Below are 24,952 nucleotides of genomic sequence, written 5' to 3' on the forward strand. Positions count from 1 at the left end.
GCCGTTCCGTCATCTCGGGTGCGTTCACGCCGCGATGGCATAGGCGGGGTCGGTGACCCAGCTCACGTCGTAGTGGGGCAGTTCCGGGGCGTCCGGGGCGCCCCGCTCCTCGCGGGTCAGGACGCGGAAGCTTCCAGGGATGCCGAGTGCGGCGCAGCCGGTCTCCCAGTGTGCGCACCAGATCCCGAGCGCCACGGGGGCGTAGTACCGCGAGGTGGTGCTGGCGTAGAAGTCGAATCGCCGCACGGTCCCTCCGGTGGCGTCCGTCACGCCGACGCAGCGGGTCGTCTGGCTGTTGAAGGACGAGGGCGACCAGCGGCACGCCTCGTAGCAACGCCCGAAGGACGAGAACGGTGGGGCGTCCGCCGGCAGCGGCTGCCGGCCGCAGGGATCGGTGAAGAACAGCGACGGCAGGGGCAGTCGGCGACGCTGTGCCCGTTCGATGGCGCGCACGGTCAGCGGCTTGAAACGCGATCGGTATCCCACGGCGCAGACGCAGATCACATGGTCGCGGTCGGGATCGAAGCGGTCGCCCAGCTGCGCGACGACGCTGGCCTGGTCGGCGCCCGGACCGATCCAGCAGGTGGCCACCCCCATCCGCCCGGCGTGCAGGATCACTTTCTGAAGGCTCCGGCCGACGTCGACGACGGCCATGCGGTCGTAGTCACGCGGGGCGATGGCGACGACGAACTCGTGGGCGCCCACGGTCGGCCACACGGTGAGGGGGGCGGCGAGGTACTCCAGCCGGATCGGGCCGGTGCCGATGAGGTGATCGGGCCGGACGTACTCGCCGACCACCCGCATGAGCTCCGCCCGGTGCGCCCCGCTCAGATCGCGGCTCTGGAAGGAGCGGCAGGAGCGTCGTGAGCGCATGAGATCGAAGGCGTCGAGCCCCTCCCGCCGCCGCGGCACCGACTCGCCGGGCCGCACCCCCAGCTTCAGGGTGACCACGTCGAACGCCGCGGCGGCCAGCAGCAGGACGCCGACGGTGAACGGCAGCCAGAACAGCGCCGCCTGCCAGGCACCGATCAGCCTTCCGACAGCGGAGACGGCAAGGAAGACGATCCCGGCGGCCACCGTGGGCAGGTACTGGAGCCAGCCCGTGAACATCAGCCGCGCCTTCAGCCGCCGTAACGCCCGGGGCAGCGGGCCGGCTGGCCGCCTGCCGACCGTGTGCGGGGACGTGTCGGTCGTCGAGCGTGGGCCGCGGTCTCGGCGGCGTAACTGAGCCTGCGTCATGATTCGCCTCTCACCCGGTTCTGGGGTTTCCTCGACAACCAGATGCTAGGTTCGTTCCCACGCCTTATGCAAGTACGTACTTGCATAAGAGGGGGTGAACATTCCGACTTTGGAGGCATATGCCCAGGCAGATCGACGTTGACAAGCTGTTCGAGACAACCGTCACCGTCTTCGCCGAGCACGGCTACCAGGCCGCCACCACACAGGAGATCGCCAGAAGGTCCGGCATCAACGAGGTGACCCTGTACCGCCGCTACGACAGCAAGGCAGCCCTGATCAACGCGGCGCTGACGCACACGCTGGCCCGCTCGCCGTTCGCCCGACTGGCCGCCACGGACGACGTCGTGGCCGACCTCGTCGCCCTGGTCCGGGCCTATGCCGAAACGGTGGAGCGGTACGGCGGCGCCGCCCTGACCCTGCTCATCGAGCTACCGCGCCACCCGGAGCTGAGCGAGGCCATGTCCCTCGTGCCGAACCTGCGCAACGCCGCCCAGATGATCGCGGCCCACCAGGAGCGAGGCCGCATCGCCCCGGGCGACCCGATGCAGTTGTTGTGGACGCTGATCGCACCGGTCATGGCGGTCGGCCTGTGGGCCCGAACCGGCACCCCGACGATCGCCTCCTACGACCCGAACGCCCTCGTCACCGGCTTCCTCGACGGCCATCGCGGCTCACGAGGCGAGTGAAACGACGAAGACGGCAGGCACGGCCGCCCCCCTCTGCCGGCTCTCCCACCTCCGGATCCGTCTCCCGGGACCCCGGTTCAGCTCGAATCGGGGTCTGCGGCCCCCGACGATTCCCCGGAGACGGACACCTGAGGCTGCTCGGTCGCCGACGGCGCCGACCGCTGCGCGAGGAAGACGACCCCGGTCAGCGCGCCGAGGACGAGCATGCCGACCGCGGAGACGACCAGGGTGCCGCGCGCCGTGACGGCGGCCACCAGCGGTGCGGCGACCAGCGCGCCGGCCGGGCTGGACAGCGAGGTCACCGCGCCGCGTGCGGCGAGCACGGTGGCCAGTTCGTCGGTGGGCACGGCACGCTGGAACAGCAGGGTGGTGGTGGAGGGGAACGGTCCCCAGATCAGCCCGCACAGGCCGAAGGCGACACAGCCGACGACGAGCGAGCCGCTGAGGCCCAGGGGCAGCAGCGCCGCACCGAAGCACAGCACGATGCCGACGGTCGTGCCCTGCATCGGCCAGGACCTCATGTAGCCGGCCGCCGCCGCGCTCGTCACCGCGCCGATACCGAACGCCGTGTAGTAGCCGGCCATTTGCGCGGCGGAGCCGTGCAGGTCCCCGGCGACGTGCAGCGGGAGCGCCACCGTCACGGGGCCGAAGAGGGTGAAGAAGCCGAACGTCAGCGCCATCAGGGTGAGCAGGTGCCGGTCGCGGCCGATGACCTGGAATCCGGCGGACCTGGACGCGGTGCCCTTGACGCGGGTGCCCCGCACCTCGCGCGGCACCGCACGGGTGTAGGTCAGGGCCAGCACCGCGAAGGACGCCGCGTCACAGGCGATCACGGACGTCGGGCCGCCCGCCCAGGCGATCACGACCGCGGCCAGCGGCGGTCCACCGACGGTGGAGAACTCCAGCAGGACGTTGACCACCGCGTTGCCCGCCAGCACATGCTCCTTCGGCAGCAGCTCGGCGAGCAGGGTGTACCGGCCCGCCTTGCCCCATGCGCTCAGCAGCGAGGACAGCGCGAGCAGGACCACGTACAACGCGGGGCTCAGCGCGCCCGCCAGGTGGGCGAGCGGAATCGCGCCCAGCAGGACGGCGCGGGCGACGGCGTCCCAGCCGGCCAGCTGGGCGCCGGGCCTGCCCCGCAGGAACCGGTCGAAGGCCACCGCGCCGAGCGCGCCCGGCAGGGTGTAGGCGGCCGCCGCGAGCGCCACCCAGGTGCCGCGCTCGCCCGGCGGGGCGAGTTGCAGCGCCAGCCAGGGGACCGCCACGGTGCTCATCCCGTCGCCGATGCTGGACAGCCCGATTCCGGGCAGCACCCTGCCCAGTACCGGATGGGTGATCACAGGCCAGTACGGCGTGCGCTTGACCGCGGCGAACATGGCGGGTCCCGCTCCTCGTGTTGTGTCGGCCCGGCTCCGTGTCGCAGCCTTCAGCCGAGGTAGCTCTCGGGCCCTCCGGCACGGACGGTGTCCAGGGTCACGCAGTGGAACCCGCCGCCCAGGGCGCGCTGGTGGCGCAGCCGGTGCGGGACGACGGTGATGCCCCGCTGCTCCAACGCGGCCAGCAGCTCGGGATGGCCGGCGTCCACGACGGCGGTCTCCTCGTCGAGCATCAACAGGTTCATGCTGATCCACGGCCCGCTGAGTCCCGGCTGTCCGTCGGGGGACGGCTCGTCGGGCGGCGGTGGGCACCACAGGACGTCCCAGCCGGCCAGCGGTTCCGGTATGGCGTCGGGGCCGATCCGCTCCGGGTTGAGCAGCACCAGGCCGGGCCTGAGGAAGGTGATCGTGCTGTCGATGTGCGTGTAGCCGTATATCCCGCGCAGCGGGTGCACCCTGACGCCGCCCAGCAGGTCCAGGGTCGACTCCAGCCAGCGCAGCCCGCTCTCGTTACCGCTGCGGGAGACCTGGTACAGCAGGTCCCGGCCGAGGCGCAGCGCGTTGGCCGCCTCGAACGCCGGCTCGTCCTCACCGAGGTACGGCATCCCGTCCGCGTCCCGCAGGTACAGCCCGTCGGCCAGCCGCGGCCGGGGTGCCGCGATCCACCGGGCACCGCGCCGCAGGTAGTCCTGGAGCAGCGGGCGCAGTCCGAAGTGCTCGAAGTAGCGGGCACGGGCCGGGCTGGGGGTCTCGATCAGCGTCGAGCCGATGACCAGGGTCAGATCGCGCGGGCAGTAGCAGCTGAAGCCGGTCGTGCTCCAGTCGGGTGTGCCGAAGGCGGCCGTGTGGTCGAGCACCGCGGGCCGGTGCACGGTGCTCCCGAACTTCTCCAGGATGGCGACGAGACCGGCCAGGTCCTCGTTGGTCTCCTCGATCACCCGCCGCGGGAAGCGGCCCGCGCGGATCCCGCCCAGCTCGCTCGCGCTCAACTCCGGGTAGCAGTTCAGCCAGGCCGACGGGTCGGCCGGCATGCTGGGCAGCTGGGCATGGGTGGCGTCGCCGACGATCACTTCCCGCAGCGTGGTGAACTCGTCCCAGGAGTTCACCACGGAGCACCGGGCGTCCACGACCTCCGGCATGATCTCCTGTGCCGTCATGCCGTCACTTCTCGTCGGCGGTGAGCGCCAGCATGGCCTCGACCATCGCGTCGGCGGCCGCCAGGTCCTCGGCCACCACGCAGTACATGACCTTGCCGTTGACCGGCACGTAGTTGCCGGTGAGAACGACTCCGGTGCCCGTCTCGGGATCGAACCCGAGGCCGGCGTCGTTCAGCATCCGCACGGCCCCGGTGAAGGAGGGGACCGACCAGGTGGCCCGCTCCACCAGGACCCGCTCGCCCCGGTGGGACGGTGCCAGCATGCGGTCGCGCAGCACCGCGTGCAGGTGTGTCGAGCCGGTGAGCCTGCCGTTGGTCTCGCTGAAGATGATGGCGCCGTCCTGGGTGAGGATGGCGTCCGCGCTGATGTTGCCCCGGTAGCCCATGATCCGGAACGGCTCGCACACCTGCCGCCCCGCCTCGACCAGCTCCTTGTGGGCCTCGGGCGCGAGGGACCTGGGCGGCACGATCTCGCCGATGGCGACCGGCTCCATCAGGATCTCGCCGGTGCCCAGCAGGTCACAGCCCTCGTCGGTGATCACGAACTCGGCGTACACCGTGACGGCGTTGGTGAAGTACTCCTCGATGACCAGCCGGTCGTCCCGCCCACCGGTCAGCCAGGACCAGCGCTCGGCCACGTACGCCTTGATGGCCTCGGCGTCCGGCAGCAGCACGACGTTGCGAGCACCCGCCGGGCGCACGCCCTCTTCGGTGGCCAGGATCTCGTTCCCGAAACCGCCGCCGGCGAACTCCTTCTTGACGATCACGTTGCGGCCCCGGCCGAGGATGCCCGTGATGACCGACTCGGCCTGTTCGGCGCTTGCCGTGATCGCCCCCGGTGCGATGGCGACGCCGCTGCCCGCGGCCACGGCCCGGAAGGTGGCCTTGCTGTTGACCAGGCCGACGCCGCCCTGCTCGCTGAACGCGAAGCCCGGCAGCGCCGACTCGATGCCCATCGCCTTGGCGAGGTCCACCACGAAGGCGTCGTCGTAGGCCGTGAAGATCCGCTGCACGTCCCGGCCGGCGAGCGCTTCCTTCAGCTCGGCACGGAACCGCTCGTCCGCGAGCCGGTCCGGCGTCAGCAACTCGGGCCCGAGCGAGCCGGACGGCGGCACCAGCAGGGTCAGCGTGGACCGGTCCGTGCCGGTCAGGCCGAGCACGTAGTCGACGTAGGCGTCCTCGGCGACCCACGGGAGCACGAGGATGTCGCCGTCCTCGGCGAACCAGAACAGGCGTTGCGCACCCCATCCCCCGGAGACCCGTTCCTCGGGCGTCAGCAGGGCGAGGTCCCCGACCATCTCCTGGGTACGGCTGTTGGCAATGATCAGCTTCGACACGACGGTCCCCCCGTACAGATGAAACTCACCGTCACCGCGTTGCGAACCGCGTTGACCTGGTACTTCGTGTACCGGAGCAGAGCGTGGAACGCTGTGTGCCCGGTACAACGATGCGTCAGATTACGCCCTGGAAACGCGGCCCGGAAGTGGTTCCTTCCCAGAGCTTGCCCGTCTGACAGGCCTCGGCCCGCTACGGGAACGTCATCCAGGAGTAGGCGAACCACCCGGCGAAGACGATGAACACCAGCAGGAACACGAGGGTCCCCACGGTGCCCAGGAGATGTCGGATGCCACGCTGCACGGCGGTGGCCTGATCGGGACGGTCCGCCGGGTAGTAGACGGTGACGTGGTCGCCCTCCACCACCGTTGCGGGTCCGTCCTCCTCCTCGAAGCGGACCGGCTTCATGGCACCGCGCGGCAGGAACTCGTAGACGTGATGATGGGTCGTCGTCGAGCCCCCCTTGTCGCTGGACGTGACCGTCGTCCACGTCCTCAGGCACACGCCCTCGGCCGTCAGACCGCTGGCCCACGCCCGCTGCAACCGCACCTGCCGCCGGACCGCCGCGACAGCCGCGTAGAGGGCGCCCAGGACCATGAGCACCGGAATCACGACACCCAGCCAGTCCACCGTGCCCACCCCCTTCCGCGGCAGATGTCCGGGACTCACGGGGTGGGACGGCGCCCCGGTCCCGACCGGTTCCCATGGCAGCGCCATGCGGCCGGCCACCGACGCTTCGGTGACCGGCCGCGCTGTGCGGAGAGGGCAGGATTCGAACCTGCGCGGGCAGAACCCGACCGGGACGCGTCCCGGACCCCGTTGGGCCACTTCGGGTACCTCTCCACGGAGCCACCGGGTCGCCGCTCGCCTCCGCGGCCTCCCCGGCTCCGTGACCACCATGGTGCCCGAGCCCGCTGACGAGCCGCTGACCCGCGCCTGTCACCGCCCTGACCCGGACGCGGCGTCGACGGCCGCCCCGGCATGGATCACTCTTATCGCGTTTATATTGCGCCCGTAAGAAATGATACATACGGTGGGCGGTGGTTCGTTCAGTCAACCAGCGGAGGTACCGGCCGTGCACACGACATCACACACGCCTCGTCGAGCGTTGCTGGGGATGTCCCTCGCGGCGACCGCGACGGCCGGGCTGTCCTGCTGTGCCGCTCCGGAACAGCAGTCGAAGGGGACCGCGGCGTCGGCCACCCCCGCCTCCAGCGGTCCACCTCCGTCGCGTGGCACCCACCTGGTGATGCTGGGTACGCAGGGCGGCCCGATACCGGGGGCGCGCGCCGCCACCTCGACCGCCCTGGTGGTGGACGGGGCGATCTACCTGATCGACGCGGGCAGCGGTCTGCCGGTCCGCTTCTCCGAGTCAGGGCTCGACTTCGCGCAGGTGCGTGCCATGTTCATCACGCACATGCACTCCGACCACTACATCGACGCGTTCAACTTCTTCTCCCTCAACTGGACGAACTGGAAGTTCCCCGACCAGCAGGTCGCCGTCCACGGGCCGGGGCGCGCCGACCTCTCGGGCCCCGAGCACTCCTCCTCCCCCGGCCTGCCCGAGAAGCCCCACGCGCCGCTCGTGGTGCCCGACGCGCCGACCCCCGGCATCGAGGAGTTCTTCGACCTCTCGATCCGCGCCAACGCCTATGACATCAACGAACGGCTGCGCAGCACCCGGCGCCACGGCGACGTGCCGATGGATCTCACCGGGCGAACCGGAGACGCCCTGATGAAGGCGCACGCCATCAAGGTTCCGCAGCACGCGAACGTCGTGGAGCACACCCCTCAGATGCAGCCCATCGCCGTGTACGAGGACGACCGCGTGCGGGTGACGGCCACCCTGGTCGACCATCCTCCGGTCTTTCCCGCGTTCGCCTTCCGGTTCGACACCGACGACGCCTCGGTGGTGTTCAGCGGCGACACCACCCCCAACGACAACCTGTCCGCCCTCGCACACGGCGCCGACGTGCTCGTCAACGAGGTCATGGACATCGAAGCGGCGACCGCGCGCTTCAAGGGCTCGGCGCTCTACGCGACGATGGCGAACCAGTTCGCCACGGCGCACACCCCGTCCCGCGACTGGACGCCGCCCGGCGGAGGCGCCCGCAAGCCCGGGGTCGGCCGGGTCGCGCACGAGTGCGGTGCGAAGGCGCTGGTGCTCAACCACGTCTACCCCGGCGACGGCAGCGTCCCGGACCGTGATTTCAAACGGGCCGCGGAGCGGAACTTCAGCCGGCCGGTGGTGGTCTCGCGTGACCTGATGACGATCAGTCTCGCTTCCCTGGTCTGAGGGTTCCGGTCGCTGGTCTCGGGGTTTCGGGAGGGATCCTCGGGGGATCGGGGCTCTCTCCGTGCCGTGTCAGCAATTAGCCTTCTCCCCATGCCGAACCTCGCACCCCGACAGCTGATCTTCACGGTGTACGGGCTCTACGCACGCGAAGAACGCAACTGGCTGTCGGTCTCCTCTGCCGTGCGCCTGCTGGCCGACGTCGGCATCGACGCGGCGAGCGTGCGCTCCTCGATCTCCCGGCTGAAGCGCCGTGGGGTGCTGGAGTCGTGCAAGGTCGGCCGTGCCGCCGGATACAGCCTGTCGCAGCAGGCCCTGGAGATGCTGCGGGAAGGCGATGTGCGCATCTTCTCCCAGCGCCGGGCCGAGGTGTCCGACGGCCTGATGCTCGTCGTCTTCTCCATCCCCGAGTCCGAGCGCGATCGCCGGCACAGCTTCCGCACCGCGCTGTTGCAGATGGGATGCGGGACGGTGGCCTCCGGGGTGCTGGTGGCGCCGCCCGGCCTCCGCCCCGACCTGCGGCGCGCCATCCAGCGCATGGGGCTGGAGCAGAACGCGGACCTCTTCCACTCCCGTTGCGAGTCGTTCGTCGAGCTCAAGCAGCGCGTCGCCGAGTGGTGGGACCTGGCCGCGATCGAGGCCGAGTACAGGGAGTTCGTCGCCGCCTACCAGGACGTGCCGGCCCGCCTGAAGGAGGCCGAGGACCCGGTGCGGGCGGCGTTCGAGAGCTACGTTCCGATGCTCACCACATGGCGGCGCCTGCCCTACCGCGACCCCGGGCTACCGCTCGAACTGCTGCCTGACGGGTGGGTGGGAGAGCAGGCGGCGGACCTGTTCACCGACCTCAACGCGCTGCTGCGCTCCCGGGCGCACGAGCACGCCCTACGCGTCATCCACGGATGACGCCCGCCGCGGAGCCGCCCCGCGCAGTGCGGCGCGCCACGCGGCCGGCCAGGGGACGCTCGACTCGTGCCCCGGCGGCAGGTACACGGTGACGTAGCGCCCCTTCGCGGCGAGCGCACGGGGGTGGTCGCCGGTGGGCTCGCCCCAGACCTCGAAGCCCAGCGTGAGCGAGGAGGTACCGACGCGTTCGACGAAGACCACGGCGGTGACCTGCTGGCCGAACCAGAGGCGTGCCGTGTAGTCGGCCTCGAACCTGACCCGTGGCGCCGCTCCGAAATAGCCGTCCAGGCCGCACCGGGCGACGAGCGCGGCCTCCGCCGCCTCCACGAAGCGCACGATCGCGGTGTTGTGGTGGTGGCCGGCGGCGTCGGTGTCCATCCACTCCACCCGGCTGCGGTGGACGGCCTGGACGCGGCCCGTGCCGGCGGCGTCACACATGGGCGGCCTCGCGACGCGGCACCCAGCGGAGGTGGACGTCCTGGCCCGCGGCGTCCTCCCGCAGCAGCGCCAACCGCGGCGGTACCCGGTCCGTCCGCGAGGTCGGGGGCCTGCGCCGGCCGGCCCGGAACGGCAGCGGCCACTGGGCCGCCGCGCCCCGGTAGTCCTGCTCGGCCGCCGCGTGCAGCGTCCAGTGGGGGTCGTAGAGGTGCGTCCGGCCCAGTGCGCACAGGTCGGCGCGGCCGGCGAGCAGGATCGTGTTCACGTCGTCGTAGGAGGAGATCGCCCCGACCGCCATGACGGGGACACCGGCGGGCCCGGCGACCTCCTGACGGATGCGGTCGGCGAACGGGGTCTGGTAGGAGCGTCCGTAGGCCGGCGCCTCCTCCTTGACGACCTGACCGGACGACACGTCCACGGCGGCGGCGCCGTGCTCGACGAACGCGCGGGCGATCTCGACGGCGTCGTGCTCGGTGTTGCCGTCCGGGGCCCAGTCCGAGGCGGAGATGCGCACCGTCACCGGCACCCGGCCGGCGACGGCTTCCCGGACCGCGTCGAAGACCTCCAGCGGGAAGCGCAGCCGGCCCTCGGCCGTTCCCCCGTAGCCGTCCGTGCGGTGGTTGGCCAGCGGGGAGAGGAAGGAGGAGAGCAGGTAGCCGTGTGCGGCGTGCACCTCGATGAGGTCGAATCCGGCCGCCACACCGCGGCGTGCGGCCGAGACGAACTGCTCGACGACGCGGTCCATGTCCTGGCGGGTCATCTCGCGCGGCACCGAGCTGCCCGGCCCGTAGGGCACCGCGGAGGGCGCGACGACGTCCCAGCCGCCGGTGTCGAGCGGGTCGTCCATGCCCTCCCACATCGGTTTCGTGGCCCCCTTGCGGCCGGCGTGGCCCAGTTGGAGGCCGATCTTCGCCGAGCTGCGGCCGTGCACGAAGTCGGTGACGGTCCGGTAGGCGTCGCGCTGGTCGTCCCGCCACAGGCCGGTGCAGCCGGGCGTGATCCTGCCCTCCGGGGAGACGCACACCATCTCGGTCATGACCAGGCCCGCGCCGCCGAGTGCCTTGGAGCCGAGGTGGACGAGGTGGAAGTCGTTCGCCACGCCGTCGACGGCGGAGTACATGTCCATCGGCGAGACCACCACGCGGTTCTTCAGTTCCAGACCGCCGATGCGAACCGGCTGGAACATCGCGGGAACCGTCTGCCCGTGCCCCTGGGCGCGTGCGAAGTCCGCCTCGACGCGCCGGGCGAAGGCGTGGTCGCGCTCCTTGAGGTTCTCGAAGGTGATCCGCCGGGAGCGGGTGAGCAGGTTGAAGCAGAACTGCGTGGGGTCCTGGTCGGCGTACATGCCGATGTTCTCGAACCATTCCAGGGAGGCCTGCGCCGCCCGCTGGGTGGATTCCACCACCGGCCGGCGCTCCCCCTCGTAGGCCGTCAGCGCCTCGGTCACCCCGGTGTTCTCGTGCAGGCAGGCCGCCAGCGCCAGGGCGTCCTCCATGGCGAGCTTGGTGCCCGAGCCGATGGAGAAGTGGGCGGTGTGCGCGGCGTCGCCCAGCAGCACCACGTTGCCGCTGTGCCAGCGGTCGCACCGGACGGTGGTGAAGTTGATCCACTTGGAGTTGTTGGTGAGCACCCGGTGGCCGTCGAGCTCTTTGGCGAAGATCTCCGCGATCCGTGCCACCGAGACCTCGTCCGACGCGCCCGGTGGCAGCGCCGCGTGCTCCGTGGCGTCGAATCCGGCGCGGCGCCAGACGTCCTCGTGCATCTCGACGATGAAGGTCGACCCGGATCGGGCGAAGGGGTATCCGTGGACCTGCATGGTCCCCCACCCCGTCTGCTTGACGAGGAACCGGAACGCCTCGAAGGCCCGGTCGGTGCCCAGCCACATGTACTTGTTCGGGCGCCGGTCGAGCCGGGGTCCGAAGACATCGGCGTACCTGGCGCGGACGGTGGAGTTGAGGCCGTCGGCGGCCACCACCAGATCGTGGGTCCGGCGCAGCTCGTCGACGTCAGGTGCCGCCGTCCGGTAGTGGACCCGGACACCCAGGTCGGCCACCCGCTCCTGGAGGAGGCGCAGCAGTTCCTTGCGCGACATGGCGGCGAAGCCCTGCCCGCCGACGGTGGTGGTGTGGCCGTCGATGGCGACGTCGATGTCGGTCCACCGCGCGAACCGCTCGGCCATCTGCCGGTGGACGACGGTGTCGGCGGTCTCGATCGCGCCGAGGGTCTCGTCGGAGAACACGACACCGAATCCGAACGTGTCGTCGGCCGCGTTCCGCTCCCACACGGTGATCGCGTGACGCGGGTCGAGCTGCTTCATCAGTGCGGCGAAGTAGAGGCCGCCGGGGCCGCCGCCGATGACTGCGATCTTCATGGGGTTCCTCTCACTGCGTGGCGGCAGGCCGTGCGGCCTGCTCGGCGGTGACGATCCGGCGGAGCACGTAGTGCTGGAGCTTGCCGCTGGCGTTGCGGGGCAGCGAGTCGCAGAACCGTATGTCACGTGGGTACTTGTACGGGGCCAGCTGCTGCTTCACGTACGTCTGCAACGCGGCCCGGACGGCGTCGTCGCCGGTCACACCGGCCCGGAGCACCACGAACGCGCAGACCACCGCGCCGCGTTCGCTGTCCGGCCGTGCCACGACGGCGGCCTCGACGACGTCGGGATGGGTGTCCAGGACCTCCTCGACCTCCGGGCCCCCGATGTTGTAGCCGGACGAGACGATCATGTTGTCGGTGCGGGCCCGGTAGTGGAAGTAGCCGTCCTCGTCGCGTACGAAGGTGTCACCGGTGACGTTCCAGCCGTCCACGGCGTAACCGGACTGCCGGGCGTCGTCCAGGTAGCGGCACCCGGTGGGCCCGATGACGGCCAGCCGCCCCGCCACCCCCGCAGGGACCTCGCGGTCGTCGGGGCCGAGGACCGTCGCGCGGTATCCCGGCAGCGGCCGTCCGGTCGCGCCGGGTTTGATGTCGTCCCCCGCAGCGGAGATGAAGATGTGCAGCAGCTCGGTGGCGCCGATGCCGTCGACGATCTTCAGGCCGATCTCGTCACGGACCTGTTCCCACAGGCTGGGCGGAATGTGCTCGCCGGCGCTGACCGCCAGCCGCAGCCGCCGCAGCTCGCCGAGCCGGTCGCCCCGGATGATCTGCCGGTAGGCGGTGGGCGCGGTGGCCAGCACGGTGACGTCGTGCGCGACGACGAGACCGGCCAGTTCCACGGGTGTGACCGCCTCGGTGAGCAGGGCGCACGCGCCGGCCCTGAGCGGGAAGACGACGAGCATGCCCAGGCCGAACGTGAACGCGATGGGCGCGGTGCAGGACACCACGTCGGTGGGCCGCAGGTTCAGGATCGTCCGGCCGAAGGCGGCGTCTACGGAGAGCAGGTCGCGGTGGAAGTGGACGGTGAGCTTGGGCACGCCGGTGCTGCCCGAGGTCGGGCAGAACAGCGCCACGTCGTCGGCAGCCGTCGCGACGTTCGTGAACTCCCCGGACTTGGTGGCGCAGCGGGCGACGAGGTCCGCGTCGTCGCCGGCGCCGAAGGCCAGCACGGTCAGCCGGGATGCGCCCTCGGCCCGCACCGCGCGCACGTCGGCGACATGGCGGTGGTCGACGAGCGCGAAGCGCGGACGTGCCTTGTCGGCTATGGGGGACAGTTCCCGCTCGCGCAGCGCCGCCATGGTGGTGACCACGATGCCGCCGGCCTTGAGCACCCCGAGCCAGCACGCCACCGCCCACGGGTTGTTGGGCGAGCGCAGCAGCACCCGGTTGCCGGTGACCAGGCCGAAGTCCTCGACCAGGACCTGCGCCACCTGGTTGGCGCGGCGCCGGAGTTCGCCGTAGGTCCACACCTCACCGGCAGGCGTCCGCAGCGCCGGGCGGTCCGGGCCGAAGGCGGCGGTGGGCACGTCGATGAGCTCGGTGGCGGCGTTGAGCCGGTCGGGCTGCCGGAGGGCGTCGGTGGTGAACTCGAGGGTGGGCCACTGGTCGTGGGGAGGCAGGTGATCGCGGGCGAAGGTGTCCGCGTGAGCGGAGGGTGTGAGGTCCATCGGGGTCCTTCCGGTGCCACCGCGGGGCACGGGGATCAGACGGTACGGATCATGCCTTCCTGGGCCACGGTGGCCAGGTGGTGGCGGTCGCGGGTGTAGAAGCGCCCGGTGGCGAGCCCCCGGCCCGCCGTGGCGGCGACCGCGTCCTGCACGTAGAGCAGCCAGTCGTCGGCGACCACCGGTCGGTGGAACCACATCGCGTGGTCCAGGCTGGCCGTGACGAGCCCGGGCCGGGCCCAGGGGAGCCCGAGTGCACGGAGCAGGGGTTCGAGGATGGTGAAGTCGCAGACGTAGCCGAGGGCTGCGACGTCGCGCTGCGGCCGGGTCAGCCCCGGCACCGGACGCAGCGCGTCGAACGGACGCAGCCAGACGGCCTGGTGCGGCTCCGCCGGGCCGTCCACCTCCAGGTACACGGGACCCGGCACATGGCGCATGTCGAAGCCCCGCCCGCCGCTCCAGTACGCCCGGGTCCCGGCGGTCATGGTGCCGCCGGTCCGCCCGCGCAGATACTCCTCGGACGTCGGCAGGCTTTCGGGACACGGGAGGTCGTCCACCAGGTCGGTGTGGTGCTCGGGGCCCGGCTCGCCGGTGGCGAACGAGGCGAGCGTGACGTAGACGGGCTTGCCGTTCTGGTAGGCCCGCACCTGACGGGTGGCGTAGCCGCGGCCGTCCCGCAGCCGCTCGACCTCGTACCGGACCTCGGCGCCGATCTCGACCGGGCGCATGAAGTAGGAGTGCATCGAGTGCAGGGCCTTGTCCTGGGGCGCCGACCGCATGGCGGCGCAGGCTGCCTGCGCGACCATGTCACCGCCGTACGCCTTGGGCCAGGGGCACGGCTGGGTGGTCGCGGTGAAGGCCAGGTCCAGGTACTCGGGGGCGGTCTCCACGAGGGTGACGGCGTCCGAGAAGTTCTGCGAGGTGGCCCCGCGCAGCGCGACGGCGGTCACGGACGGTCCTGCCAGTGGCGGAGCTCCGTGTCGGACACGTCGGGCAGGTTGACGACGATGTTGTCAGGGGTGCGCGTGGTCATCCAGGTCAGCGGCCGGTTGCGGTCGAGGTTGCATTCGACGTGCGGCATGAACGGCGGCACGAAGACCCAGTCGCCCTCTTCGAGGTCCACGTAGTCGGCGTACTTCTCGCCGAAGTAGATCCGGGCTCGGCCGGCCAGGACGTAGCCCCCGGTCTCGGCCTCGCCGTGGTGGTGCGGCACCGAACGGAAGCTCCCTTCGTTGCTCACCTTTCCGAACCAGAGCCTCGTCGCAGGGGTGTGCCGGCGGCTCACACCGGAGATGCGTGAGGCCCCGGCGGACTGGCCGGTGTCTCCGGTCTCCAGCCCACCGCGCGTGACGACCGGGACGACGAGTCCCGAGTCGCTCGGGGCGTACCGGCTGTTGTGACCCTCGTGGTGGCCTTCGTGGCGACCTTCGTTGCCACCTTCGACGAGGTGGTGTTCGTGGTCGTGCTCGGACGGGTGCATGCGACAGCTCCTCACAGGCGCTGGATGACATGGGTTGCACAGGGGTGCGATGTCGGTGAGCGCGGCGCGCCCACAATGTATGTAGCATTTTTGACGACCGTCAAATATTGTCAACACCGGAATCGAGAACCGACAGCCGGTACACACCTCTGGAGGCGCCATGCTCCCCGTCGCCGTCAACCCCGCCACGCTCCCCGCACCCAGCGGCTTCTCGCACGGCACGCTGGTGGGCAACACGCTCTACCTGGGGGGCCAGACAGCCCTCGACGCCGACATGCGGATCGTCCCCGGGGGGATCGTCGAACAGTTCCGCCAGGCCCTGGGCAACGTCCTGACCACGCTGCGCGAGGCCGGCGGCGAGCCGCAGGACCTCGTGTCGGTGACGCTCTACCTGACGGACATCCCCGGCTACCAGGCACACGGGAAGGCGATCGGCCGCGTCTGGCGCGAGCTGGTCGGCACCGGCTATCCCGCCATGGCGGGCATCGGGTGCACGGCGCTCTGGCAGCCCGAGGCCCTGGTCGAGATCCTGGGCGTCGCGGTCATCCCGCGGGACCGGCTGCGCACCAGCGCGACCTGACCCGAGGCACCCGGGGGAGCACGCCTCAGGTCGGTAGTCTCGGTCGATGCCGAACGTGCCGAACCTCATGCGTACAAGCCGCAGGCTCATCCTCAGGGACCACGTCGACGCCCCCACGATCCGCGCGTTCGCCGAGAACTCCGGATGGCGTTTCGTAGGGGACACCGGCGACGCGGCCGGCGCCCCCGAGGGAGGCCTCTGCTACGAGGCGAAGTGGGCCGTGGACGACGGCGGATCCGTCCACTACGTCGTGGACGAGTTCGCTGACGTGCACTACATGGTCACGGCCCACGCCCATGCGGACGCAGCCGAGGCAACGCTGGCGGACATCGAGAACGGCCTCGCCGTATGGACCCTCGACGAGCTGCTCGACGACTGCTACGTCCACGTGTACCCGGCGGGCTGGGCCAAAGCGCTCCTGCGCCTGGGCGCCGGCGCTCCGCCGCACGCCGTGGAACCCGTGGTGGAACATGTCACCTACTCCGCCGGGCACGAGGATGCGCCGGTACGCAGGGCAGCCCTTTGGGCCATGGCCTACACGGCCTGGCCGGAGTTCGAGAACGCCCTGGCCCGTATCGCCGACACGGACCGGGACCCGCAGGTCGCCCGCGAAGCACGGCTGGCCCTGGAACAGCTGGCGGAGAGCGGCGTCATCGAGCCGGGCCGCGCACAGGCGTGATCACGCGGCCGGGAAATGATTGGACGGGGTGACGCCCGGCCTTGTAGCTTGCAGTGGCCCGTGACGCCGCCCGAGGAGGTGAGACCCATGAACGCTGTATCGATATGGGTGCTCCCCCTTCCCGTCACGGTCGGGCGATTGACATAGGTGTCGCCGGGAGCGCCTGGCCAACGAGGCACTCCCGAAAGGCAACACCTGTGGACTCTCCGCATCTCACCGCCGAGCCGTCGCCGGACGACACCTCCGGCCCCGATCGGACTCCCCCCGTGTTCGACGTGATCATTGCCGGCTGCGGGCCGACCGGCGCGATGCTCGCCGCCGAACTGCGACTGCACGACGTACGGGTACTCGTCCTGGAGAAGGAAACCGAGCCCGTGTCGTACGTCCGCATCGTCAGTCTGCACATGCGCAGCCTCGAGCTGATGGCGATGCGGGGCCTGCTGGATCGCCTTCTCGAACACGGAAGGCGGCGTCCGGCCGGCGGTCTCTTCGCCGCCATCCCCAAACCCGCCCCCGAGGGGCTGGACTCCGCGTACGCGTATCTGCTGGGCATCCCGCAGCCGGTCGTCGTTCGCCTGCTCGAGGAGCATGCGATCGGACTGGGTGCGCAGGTCCGGCACGGTTGTGCGGTGGCCGGATTCGAGCAGGACGACGAGGGTGTGACCGTCGAGCTGGCCAGTGGGGGCGTAGCCGGCGGGGGAGGGGAGCAGCTGCGTTCGCGCTATCTCGTCGGCTGTGACGGCGGGCGCAGCACGGTGCGCAAACTGCTCGGCGTCGGCTTCCCCGGGGAGCCCTCGCGTAACGACACGTTGATGGGCGAGATGGAAGTGGGGGTGCCGCGGGAGGAGATCACCGCCAGGATGGCCGAGATCCGCGAGACCACTCAGCGATTCTGGCTCCGGCCCTTCGGTGAAAAGGTGTACAGCGTCGTGGTCCCCGCCACGGGAGTCAGCGACCGCGCGGAGCCGCCCACTCTCGAGGATTTCAAACAACGGCTGCGCGCCGTCGCCGGAACCGACTTCGGCGTGCACTCCCCGCGCTGGCTGTCCCGCTTCGGCGATGCCACCCGGCTGGCCGAGCGTTATCGGGTCGGCCGGGTGCTGCTGGCCGGCGATGCGGCGCACATCCACCCGCCCACCGGCGGGCAGGGCCTCAACCTGGGCGTTCAGGACGCCTTCAACCTCGGCTGGAAACTGGCCGCGCAGGTCCGCGGCCGGGCCCCGGAAACGCTGCTGGACACCTACCAGGCCGAACGTCATCCGGTCGCCGAGGACGTGCTGGACAACACCCGCGCCCAGATGGAGCTGCACTCCACCGAACCGGGCCCGCTGGCCGTGCGCAGGCTGCTCACCGAGCTGATGGACTTCGACGAGGTGAACCGCCGTCTGGTCGAGAAGATCACCGCGATCGGCATCCGCTACGACTTCGGCCCGGGCCCCGACCTGCTCGGCCGCCGGCTGCCCGACATCGACGTGGCACAGGGCCACCTCTACGGTCTGCTGCACCGCGGCCGCGGCCTGCTGCTGGACCGCACCGATCGCCTGACCGCCGGCGCCTGGTCGGATCGGGTCGACCGGCTCGCCGACCCCACGGCGGCACTGGATGTGCCGTGCGTCCTGCTACGCCCCGACGGCCACGTCGCCTGGATCGGCGACGACCAGCAGGACCTGGACGCCCACCTCGCCCGCTGGTTCGGCGCACCCACCGGCTGACGGCTCCTGTAGTGCCGCGCCCGCACGCCGGGTGGCGTCGGCGGGTGCCCGCCCGGGCACCCGCCACGCGCGCATGCCGTTACCTCGCGTGCCGTTACAGCGACGGGGCCCGGCTGACGAAGGTGTCCAGGACTCCGTCGGCGACCTTGACCGGACCCTGCGGTCGGGTGGTGCCCGGGATCGTGGTGATCGCGGCGGCCTGGCCGGCCAGGTCGGCGGCCCGGGTGAAGTACGGCTGCGGGTCGCCGCCGTGCAGTTCGGTACGCAGGCCGTCGAGGGTGGCGGTCAGCGCGTCGCCCCACAGGTCGAGGGCGTCCAGCCAGGGCGCCGTCTCCGCGCGGAAGGCCGGGTCGGACACCCCGGCACGGATCTGTTCCGGTGCGCCGGCGAGCAGCCGGGCGTAGGACCCGAGGTCGCGCAGCGCGCTCTCCCGCCGGGTGCGGGAACCGGAGTCCCAGTCCGCCGTGAAGTCGGCGAGGCGGGCGGCGAGTTCCGGCGCCTGGGGCTGCCAGTTCTCAGGGCCGAAGGTGGGCGCCAGGTGCTCGGTGTCGAAGAACGCCAGCAGGGCCCGGGTGGTGGCCGGGTCGCCGCCGGCGAGGTACCCGGCGGCGGCGCGCCAGGTGCGGTCGGGGTCGTAGTCCTGGTCGTTCCACGCGAAGGACGCCCCGCCGAAGAGGGCGACCTTGCTCGCCGCGGCCTGGTTCATCGGGTTGAGCACGATGCCGCTCAGCGCGGTGTGGAGCCCGGCCTCACGCTTGTCGTAGGGGGCCATCAGCAGCCGACCGGTGGTCTGCCCGTAGTCGTTGACGGGGTAGTTGTCCCAGAGGAACACCTTGCGGCCCCACACCGCGGAGGCCGCCTCGGCGTCGGCGACGCTGATCGACGGCGGGACGACGGCCGTACCGGTCCACTGCACCACGATCTTCGGGTCGAGCTGGTCCCGCAGCACGGACTTGTACGCCGAGTCGGCCGTGTCGGAGTACTCGGTGGGCACCATCTGGAGCGGTGCCGTGCCGTCGTGCGTGTCGACGAAGTCGTGCTGCACGGCATTGAGCAGATCGGCCTGCGCCCGGCCGGCGCTGCCCCGGCCCGGGGCACCGTACGCGTCCTGGTCCCCGGCGCAGTTCCACTTGGTGTAGCTGATGTCGTCCAGCGCGATGTAGAAGCTGCGGGCGCCCTGGTCGTACAGGGTGCCGAGCTTGGTCTCCAGCGCCTTGACGTCGGCGGGGTCGCTGTAGCAGATGGACAGTCCCGGCGAGACGGCGTACGTGAAGTCGACGTGGTGGTCGGTGGCCTGCGTGATGAGTTCGTGCAGGTCGGCCAGCTTGTCGGCCGGGTAGGGGTCGCGCCAGTTCTCCCGGAGGTAGGTGTCGTCCTTGGGCGTGTAGATGTAGGTGTTGGCCTTGACGTCGCCGTAGAAGGCGAGTTGGTCGAGCCGGTCGGTGTGCGACCAGGGCGCGCCGTAGAAGCCCTCGATGCTGCCGCGCAGCGCCATGCTCGGGTGGTCGGTGACCGACACGGCGGCGATGCGGTGCCCTGCGGTCACCAACTGGCGCAGCGTCTGGGCGGCGTAGTAGATCCCGTCGCCGTCGTTGCCCGCGAGCACGACGGTGCCGCCGCCGGGCCCGGCTTTCGACGCGAGCGAGTAGCCCTCGGCGACGAGGTCGTCCGGCACGCTGCCGCCCGCGGCACGCAGCGCCCCGGACACCGCCTGGTCCCCGATGGATCCGACCACCACCGTCAGCCCCGGCCGGGCGCCCCCGGCGTCCTCGCCGCCGGCGGAACCCGCGGCCACCTGGTCGACGTGGTCGGCACCCGCCGCGGTGAGCGCCTTCCGGATGACGTCGACGCTCGGCCCGTCCACGCCGTCACCGGTCACGAGACGGACCCGCCCCGGCACCGCCAGCGCCGGCCCGGCGGCCACCATGTGCTGGGGGGTGGGCGTGACGACGGGCAGGGCACCGGGAGCGTCCGACGCCGGCGACTCCGGCGCCGACCCCGGTGGGGAGCCGGCGGCCGCGACGGCGGGTGCGCCGGTGAGCAGCCCGAACGTCAGGACGGCGGCACCGAGGAGTGGGAGACAGGACGGTCTGTGGTGGGAACGGGGCACAGCACCTCCACGTTGATCGGCCACCCGTGTGCGGGTGGTGACACGTGGTCTAAACCACCACCACCGGGTGCTGGTGTCAAGATCCAGCCATCAACGAAAGAAACGAGACAGGAAACGTCGAGGTGGGTAGTCGGTCACCACGGCCCCCCGGGTGACCGTACGGGACCCGCCCCCTCACTCCACCAGCAACGCCGAGGCCCGCGGTGCCAGGAACTGGTCCATCACCAGTTCCGCGGCGCCCCGGGCCGCCACCTGGTCGCCCACGGCGGACCCCTGCACCACGACCCCGTCACGCGCGACGAGTTCGCCGCCGACGAGGTCCGGGATGACGGGGAGGAACGCCGCGCTGAGCCGGTTCCACAGCGGGCCGCCGATCACCACCCGGGGGGCGTCCAGCAGGTTCACCAGCACGCCGAGGCCGACGGCGACCCGGCGTGCCGCGCGGTCGAGGAGGCGGGAGGCGACGGCGTCGCCCGCGGACGCGAGGGCGCAGAGCGTGGAGCAGGCGTCGTCGACGGCGACGTAGTCGTTCAGGTTCGGCAGCGGCATCAGGCCCACGCGAGCCGCCTGGAGTACGAGCGCCTCCGGAACGCAGGCCGCGGCCAGCCCGCCGCGCCGGCCGCTCCACTCCAGCTGTTCGGCATCGGGGTCCACGATGAGGTCGCCCACCTCGCCGATGTTGTTCGTGGTGCCGCGGATGACCTGGTTGTCCAGCACGACCGAGGCACCCACGCCGGAGCCGAGGTAGAGGAAGACGAACGAGTTCGACGCCTCCGGACAGGCGCGGAGCTCCGCCGTTGCGGCGGCGGTGACGTCCTTGTCGAGCAGCACGGGCAGCCCGGTCGCCGCATGGAGGTCGGCGCGCAGCCGGACGTTGCGCCAGTTGGGGAGTTGGGGCGGGTCGAGCAGGAGTCCGGCGTCGACGTCGAGCGGTCCCGGGGCCGCGATGCCGAGGCCGAGCAGCCGGGCGCGGGCGATGCCGGCCTCGGTGATCAGACCGTCGACGATGTCGGCGATCAGGGCGGTCACCTCCGACGGGTTGGTGGCCTGCGGCGTGGGTTCCTGGCGTGCCAGCCGGACCTCGCCGTCGAGGTCGAGGAGCACCGCGGACAGCCGGGCCGGGTCGATGTGCACGCCGACCGAGTACGCGCCGTCCGGCTCGGTGACCAGCGGGATGCTCGGGCGCCCGCGCGTGTTGCCGCCCGGTGCGCTCTCGCGGATCAGGTGGTCGTCGATCAGCCGGCGGGTGATGTTGGAGATGGTCTGGGAACTCAGGCCGGACTCGCGTTGCAGATCGGCTCGACTGACCCCGCGTGAGCGACGGACCAGGCCCAGCACCACGGCCTGGTTGTAGTCCGCCACCCGGAGCTGGTTGCTACCGCGCCGCATTCCGACCTCCTCGCTCCGGCGACGACCGGCGATCACCGCGGGCCTCGAAGTAAATCACCGCGGGTCACCCGGCGATGAGCCGCGTTTTAGTCAAGTGGATCGATTATTGGCAGCCATGGCCGACAGCCGGCCGAGGGGGATCCGCGGGTGCCGGCACACGCACGCCACACGCACGCCACACCCCGATATCCCTCGGTATCAGACCTTGACTCGGCGCGAGCCCGCTCCTTACGATCGCCAAACTTTATCCCATTCACTTGATAAAAGTAGAACGGAACACAGTCAGGAGAGGGTGACGCCATGCGGCGCAACCGCGTCCTCGCCGCTGCCGCGGCCGGAATGCTGCTGGGAGGGGCGCTCACGGCCTGCTCGTCGAGTTCGGGCGAGGACGGGCCGGTGACCGTCAAGCTGCTGGAGTATCAGAAGGCCCGCGCCGACGTCGTCAGGGACCTGGTGCCGAAGTTCGAGAAGGCGATGGCCAGGCAGGGGCGAGACGTCAAGGTCGAGTTGGTCGCCGACGCCCTCACCGACGACCAGTTCCGGACCAAGATCACGCAGCAGCTGCACTCCGGCACCGCGCCGGACGTCATCGACATGGGCGGCAGCAACGTGACCGGCATGGCCGGCGCCGGCTACCTGCTGAAGCTCGACGACTACCTGGACAAGTGGGACGGCTGGGGTCAGTACTACACGTCGGTGAAGGACGGCGCGCGCCAGCCGGACGGGGGGTTCTACTCCGTCCCGCACGAAGCGAGCGTGCAGAGCCTCTTCTACCGGAAGGACGTGCTGAAGCGGCTGGGCGTGGCCACCTCGCAACCGCGCACCTGGGACGAGCTGATCGGCCGGCTGAAGAAGATCAAGGCCAGGACCGGTCAGGCTCCGCTCGTCCTGCCCGCCGGGACCGCCTGGGGCGGTGGATCGTGGACGGAGGGCTTCCTGCCCCTCGTGGCCGGTACCGGCAGCACCTTCTACGACGCCGAGTCCGGGAAGTGGACGCTGAGGAGCAAGGGGGTGTCGGCCACCTTCGGGCTGTACGACGACCTCATCAAGGCCGGTCTGCTGCCGGTCCGGGATCTTCAGAACCCCAATCCGTGGGAGCCCACGAAGTACGAGAAGTTCCCGAAGGGCACGCTCCCGGTGGCGGCCCAGGGCAGCTGGGGATGGAAGTACGACTGGGGCCCCGACGGCGCGGCGCCCATCAAGGACGTCCGCGACAAGGTCGGCACCTGGGACTACCCGGCCCTGGTGCCGGGCACCAAGCCGTACTCGATCAGCGGCGGCGGCTTCGTCTACAGCGTCAGCGCCAAGGCCCAGGACCCCGATGCCGCGGTCGAGCTCGCTAAGTGGCTGAGTTCCGGAGAGGCGCTGGCCCGGCAGTTGACCACGGTGGGGGCGGTATCGCCGCGCAAGGGCCTGGCCGGCACCGCCCCGTACAAGGACGAGCCGGCGTTGCTGGAGGCGGAGGCCAAGCTGAACAGCTGCACCCAGCCACCGCTGGGCGACGGCGAGGACCAGGTGTCCCAGGCGGTCCAGAGCGCCACGGCGAAGCTGCTGTCCGGCAAGGCGGACGGCAACCAGGCCGCCGACGCCTTCGCCGAAGAGGCCAAGGAGCTGCTCGGCAGCACGCGGGTGGCCCGGTGACCACCGCCAGGGCCCTGCCTGACGGGCCGCGGCGGCGCCGGCGGGAGCGCGGTGCGCTGCCGCTGCTGCTCGGGCCTTCGGTCGTCCTGATCGCGGTCTTCGTGATCGCGCCGGCCGGTTACGGCATCTACCTCGGGCTCACCGACACCCAGTTGACCGGGTTCGCCGCCCGTGACCCGCAGTTCGTCGGGCTGGAGAACTTCCGGAACCTGCTCGGCTCCGACGACTTCCGCTCCTCGCTGGGCCGCACGGGCGAGTTCGTGTTCTGGTCGGCGATCGTCGGGCAGACCGTGCTCGGCATGCTCGCCGCCCTCCTGCTGCGCCAGAAGTGGCTGCGCGGCAAGGGCCTGTTCGGTGCGCTGCTGCTCCTGCCGATGGTGGTGCCCGAGGTCGTCGCGTCGTTGACCTGGGCGAGCGTGCTGTCCTCCGATGCGAACGGCACCTTCAACCGGCTGCTCGGGCTGTTCGGCTCCGGGGCGGCGGCCCCGCTCCAGGACGCGCCGATGACGTCGGTGATCATCATCAACGTCTGGCGCGGCATCGCGTTCGCCATGATCATGTTCCAGGCCGCGCTGGAGGACGTTCCCGACGAGCTGATCGAAGCCTCACGGATGGACGGCGCCAGCGCGCTCCAGGTCTTCCGGCACATCACCCTGCCCCTGATCCGCGGCCCGGTCTTCCTCTACGTGCTGCTCACCACCATCACGACGGTGGGCGTCTTCGGGCTGGTCTACTTCCTGACCCAGGGCGGTCCCGGGCAGGGGACGCAGCTGGCCTCCATCTACATCTTCCAGCACGCCTTCCAGTACTCCCAGATCGGCCTGGGCAGCGCCGCCTCGGTGATCCTGCTCGTGCTGCTGATGATCCTGGGCCTGACGTACGCCCGGCTGGCCAGGGTGGAGGTCTGATGGCGGCCACGACCACGGTGGAGGCCCGGGGGTCCACCGAGGGCGGTGGGGGCGCCGGGGCCGTCCGTCCGCAGCCGCGGCGGCGTACGCCGACGTGGGTGATCATTCAGCGCACGGTGCAGTACGTCCTGATGGTGCTGCTGGCGCTGTTCTGCGTCGTACCGTTCGCGTGGGTCGCGCTCACGGCGGTGGACGCCGACGGGGGCCCCACGGTCGGCCTTCCGGCGTTCACCCTGGCCAACTTCGTCCGGTTCTTCACCGACGGCGACACCCCGCGACTGTTCCTGAACAGCGTCGTCGTGTCGTGCGCGGCGACCGCACTGAACCTGGCCTGCGGCGTCTTCGGTGCCTACGGTCTTTCCCGGTACCGGTTCCGCGGGCGTACCACCTTCATGTTCGCGATCCTGCTGATCAGGGTGATCCCGCCGCCGGCGACGATCGTGGCCCTGTACCTGCTGATGGTGAAGATGCAGCTGGACGACAGCTACCTCGGCCTGATCCTGGTGGAGGCAGCGGCGGCGCTGCCGATCACCCTGTGGCTGCTGAAGGGGACCATCGACGCCGTTCCCTTCGAACTGGAGGAGGCGGCCTGGCTCGACGGCAGCACGCGGTTCGGTGCGCTCCGGCGGATCGTCCTTCCGCTGGTCGGCCCCGGTCTCGGCGCCGCGGCGATGCTGACGTTCATGGCCGTGTGGGGGGACTTCCTCACCCCGCTGGTGCTGTTGCAGTCGCCCGAGCGCTATCCGCTCTCGATCGGCCTTTTCCGCTCGTTCACCGCCTTCAACCAGGTCGACTGGGGCGTGCTCGCCACCAGCGCCGTCGTCTACATGGCCCCGCCGGCCGTGCTGTACATCGTCCTGCGCCGGCATCTGATGCGCTCGAGCCTCGGCGGCGCCCTCAAGTCCTGACCGCCCGCGTGCACGCCGCCCGCCCGGCACCGCCCCGCAGTAAGCGACCCGCAGTAAGCAACCCGCAGTGAGCAAGAGGAGA

At 71.0% G+C, this 24,952-nt stretch carries 21 protein-coding genes and 1 tRNA gene; 9 read left to right on the forward strand and 13 right to left on the reverse strand.

Annotated features, from left to right (window positions below; all coding sequences use genetic code 11):
• Positions 1-24 precede the first annotated feature (24 nt).
• On the reverse strand, positions 25-1,110 hold the full coding sequence (locus NQO67_RS12220) for a nitroreductase family protein (RefSeq protein WP_255949889.1): 1,086 nt from the start codon (positions 1,108-1,110) through the stop codon (positions 25-27).
• Between the two features lie 248 nt (positions 1,111-1,358).
• On the opposite strand from NQO67_RS12220, the gene NQO67_RS12225 reads away from it, so the two are divergent.
• Positions 1,359-1,925 carry a TetR/AcrR family transcriptional regulator gene (locus tag NQO67_RS12225; protein ID WP_255949890.1) on the forward strand — a complete coding sequence of 189 codons (567 nt, stop codon included), beginning with the start codon at positions 1,359-1,361 and terminating at the stop codon, positions 1,923-1,925.
• 77 nt (positions 1,926-2,002) lie between these two features.
• Here NQO67_RS12225 and NQO67_RS12230 read toward each other — a convergent pair whose 3' ends face one another.
• The 5 genes from NQO67_RS12230 to NQO67_RS12250 form a co-directional block, all read right to left on the reverse strand.
• Positions 2,003-3,301, reverse strand: a complete 1,299-nt coding sequence (locus NQO67_RS12230) for an MFS transporter (RefSeq protein WP_255949891.1) — start codon at positions 3,299-3,301, stop codon at positions 2,003-2,005.
• 50 nt (positions 3,302-3,351) lie between these two features.
• Complete coding sequence (locus NQO67_RS12235) at positions 3,352-4,458, reverse strand: inosamine-phosphate amidinotransferase 1 (RefSeq protein WP_255949892.1); 1,107 nt, start codon at positions 4,456-4,458, stop codon at positions 3,352-3,354.
• 4 nt (positions 4,459-4,462) lie between these two features.
• The gene (locus tag NQO67_RS12240; RefSeq protein ID WP_255949893.1) at positions 4,463-5,794 is read right to left on the reverse strand and encodes a preATP grasp domain-containing protein; all 1,332 of its coding nucleotides are present in this window, start codon (positions 5,792-5,794) and stop codon (positions 4,463-4,465) included.
• Positions 5,795-5,984: 190 nt separating this feature from the next.
• A complete protein-coding gene (locus NQO67_RS12245) occupies positions 5,985-6,422 on the reverse strand; it encodes a DUF3592 domain-containing protein (protein WP_255949894.1) in 438 nt (145 codons plus the stop codon).
• A gap of 127 nt (positions 6,423-6,549) precedes the next feature.
• A tRNA-Arg gene (locus NQO67_RS12250) sits at positions 6,550-6,635 on the reverse strand.
• 274 nt (positions 6,636-6,909) lie between these two features.
• Here NQO67_RS12250 and NQO67_RS12255 point away from each other — a divergent pair.
• Positions 6,910-8,088: an MBL fold metallo-hydrolase gene (locus NQO67_RS12255; RefSeq protein ID WP_255949895.1), complete on the forward strand. Its 1,179-nt coding sequence runs from the start codon at positions 6,910-6,912 to the stop codon at positions 8,086-8,088.
• A gap of 90 nt (positions 8,089-8,178) precedes the next feature.
• Positions 8,179-8,988, forward strand: a complete 810-nt coding sequence (locus NQO67_RS12260; RefSeq protein WP_255949896.1) for a PaaX family transcriptional regulator — start codon at positions 8,179-8,181, stop codon at positions 8,986-8,988.
• On the opposite strand, the gene NQO67_RS12265 is transcribed toward NQO67_RS12260, so the two are convergent.
• Genes NQO67_RS12265 through NQO67_RS12285 form a run of 5 tightly spaced genes read right to left on the reverse strand, consistent with a single transcriptional unit; the run spans position 8,968 to position 14,943 of the window.
• Positions 8,968-9,426, reverse strand: a complete 459-nt coding sequence (locus NQO67_RS12265; protein ID WP_255949897.1) for an acyl-CoA thioesterase — start codon at positions 9,424-9,426, stop codon at positions 8,968-8,970. The genes NQO67_RS12260 and NQO67_RS12265 overlap by 21 nt on opposite strands.
• Complete coding sequence (locus NQO67_RS12270) at positions 9,419-11,797, reverse strand: bifunctional salicylyl-CoA 5-hydroxylase/oxidoreductase (protein ID WP_255949898.1); 2,379 nt, start codon at positions 11,795-11,797, stop codon at positions 9,419-9,421. The genes NQO67_RS12265 and NQO67_RS12270 overlap by 8 nt, the downstream gene beginning before the upstream one ends.
• Before the next feature lie 10 nt (positions 11,798-11,807).
• Positions 11,808-13,466: an AMP-binding protein gene (locus tag NQO67_RS12275; protein ID WP_255949899.1), complete on the reverse strand. Its 1,659-nt coding sequence runs from the start codon at positions 13,464-13,466 to the stop codon at positions 11,808-11,810.
• Positions 13,467-13,501: 35 nt separating this feature from the next.
• Positions 13,502-14,413 (reverse strand): acyl-CoA thioesterase, encoded by a 912-nt coding sequence (locus NQO67_RS12280; RefSeq protein WP_255949900.1) that lies wholly within the window; start codon positions 14,411-14,413, stop codon positions 13,502-13,504.
• Entirely contained in the window at positions 14,410-14,943 is a 534-nt protein-coding gene (locus NQO67_RS12285) for a cupin domain-containing protein (RefSeq protein WP_255949901.1), read from the reverse strand. Before NQO67_RS12285 ends, NQO67_RS12280 begins: the two co-directional genes overlap by 4 nt.
• Positions 14,944-15,103: 160 nt before the next feature.
• Here NQO67_RS12285 and NQO67_RS12290 point away from each other — a divergent pair, with 160 nt between their 5' ends.
• The 3 genes from NQO67_RS12290 to NQO67_RS12300 all read left to right on the forward strand — a co-directional run bounded on the left by NQO67_RS12290 (position 15,104) and on the right by NQO67_RS12300 (position 17,914).
• Positions 15,104-15,523, forward strand: a complete 420-nt coding sequence (locus NQO67_RS12290; RefSeq protein ID WP_255949902.1) for a RidA family protein — start codon at positions 15,104-15,106, stop codon at positions 15,521-15,523.
• A gap of 46 nt (positions 15,524-15,569) precedes the next feature.
• Entirely contained in the window at positions 15,570-16,202 is a 633-nt protein-coding gene (locus NQO67_RS12295) for a HEAT repeat domain-containing protein (protein ID WP_255949903.1), read from the forward strand.
• A 197-nt stretch (positions 16,203-16,399) separates the two neighbouring features.
• Positions 16,400-17,914, forward strand: a complete 1,515-nt coding sequence (locus tag NQO67_RS12300; RefSeq protein WP_255949904.1) for an FAD-dependent monooxygenase — start codon at positions 16,400-16,402, stop codon at positions 17,912-17,914.
• A gap of 94 nt (positions 17,915-18,008) precedes the next feature.
• On the opposite strand, the gene NQO67_RS12305 is transcribed toward NQO67_RS12300, so the two are convergent.
• Positions 18,009-20,024 carry a glycoside hydrolase family 84 protein gene (locus tag NQO67_RS12305; protein ID WP_255949905.1) on the reverse strand — a complete coding sequence of 672 codons (2,016 nt, stop codon included), beginning with the start codon at positions 20,022-20,024 and terminating at the stop codon, positions 18,009-18,011.
• Between the two features lie 174 nt (positions 20,025-20,198).
• The gene (locus tag NQO67_RS12310) at positions 20,199-21,413 is read right to left on the reverse strand and encodes an ROK family transcriptional regulator (RefSeq protein ID WP_255949906.1); all 1,215 of its coding nucleotides are present in this window, start codon (positions 21,411-21,413) and stop codon (positions 20,199-20,201) included.
• 300 nt (positions 21,414-21,713) lie between these two features.
• On the opposite strand from NQO67_RS12310, the gene NQO67_RS12315 reads away from it, so the two are divergent.
• The 3 genes from NQO67_RS12315 to NQO67_RS12325 are packed head-to-tail and all read left to right on the forward strand — an operon-like array spanning position 21,714 to position 24,870.
• A complete protein-coding gene (locus NQO67_RS12315) occupies positions 21,714-23,054 on the forward strand; it encodes an ABC transporter substrate-binding protein (protein WP_255949907.1) in 1,341 nt (446 codons plus the stop codon).
• A complete protein-coding gene (locus NQO67_RS12320; protein ID WP_255949908.1) occupies positions 23,051-23,962 on the forward strand; it encodes a carbohydrate ABC transporter permease in 912 nt (303 codons plus the stop codon). Before NQO67_RS12315 ends, NQO67_RS12320 begins: the two co-directional genes overlap by 4 nt.
• Positions 23,962-24,870 (forward strand): carbohydrate ABC transporter permease, encoded by a 909-nt coding sequence (locus tag NQO67_RS12325; protein WP_255949909.1) that lies wholly within the window; start codon positions 23,962-23,964, stop codon positions 24,868-24,870. Before NQO67_RS12320 ends, NQO67_RS12325 begins: the two co-directional genes overlap by 1 nt.
• The last annotated feature ends 82 nt before the right edge of the window (positions 24,871-24,952 follow it).

The organism is Streptomyces odontomachi, from assembly GCF_024435355.1.
GTDB classification, from domain to species: Bacteria; Actinomycetota; Actinomycetes; order Streptomycetales; family Streptomycetaceae; genus Streptomyces; species Streptomyces odontomachi.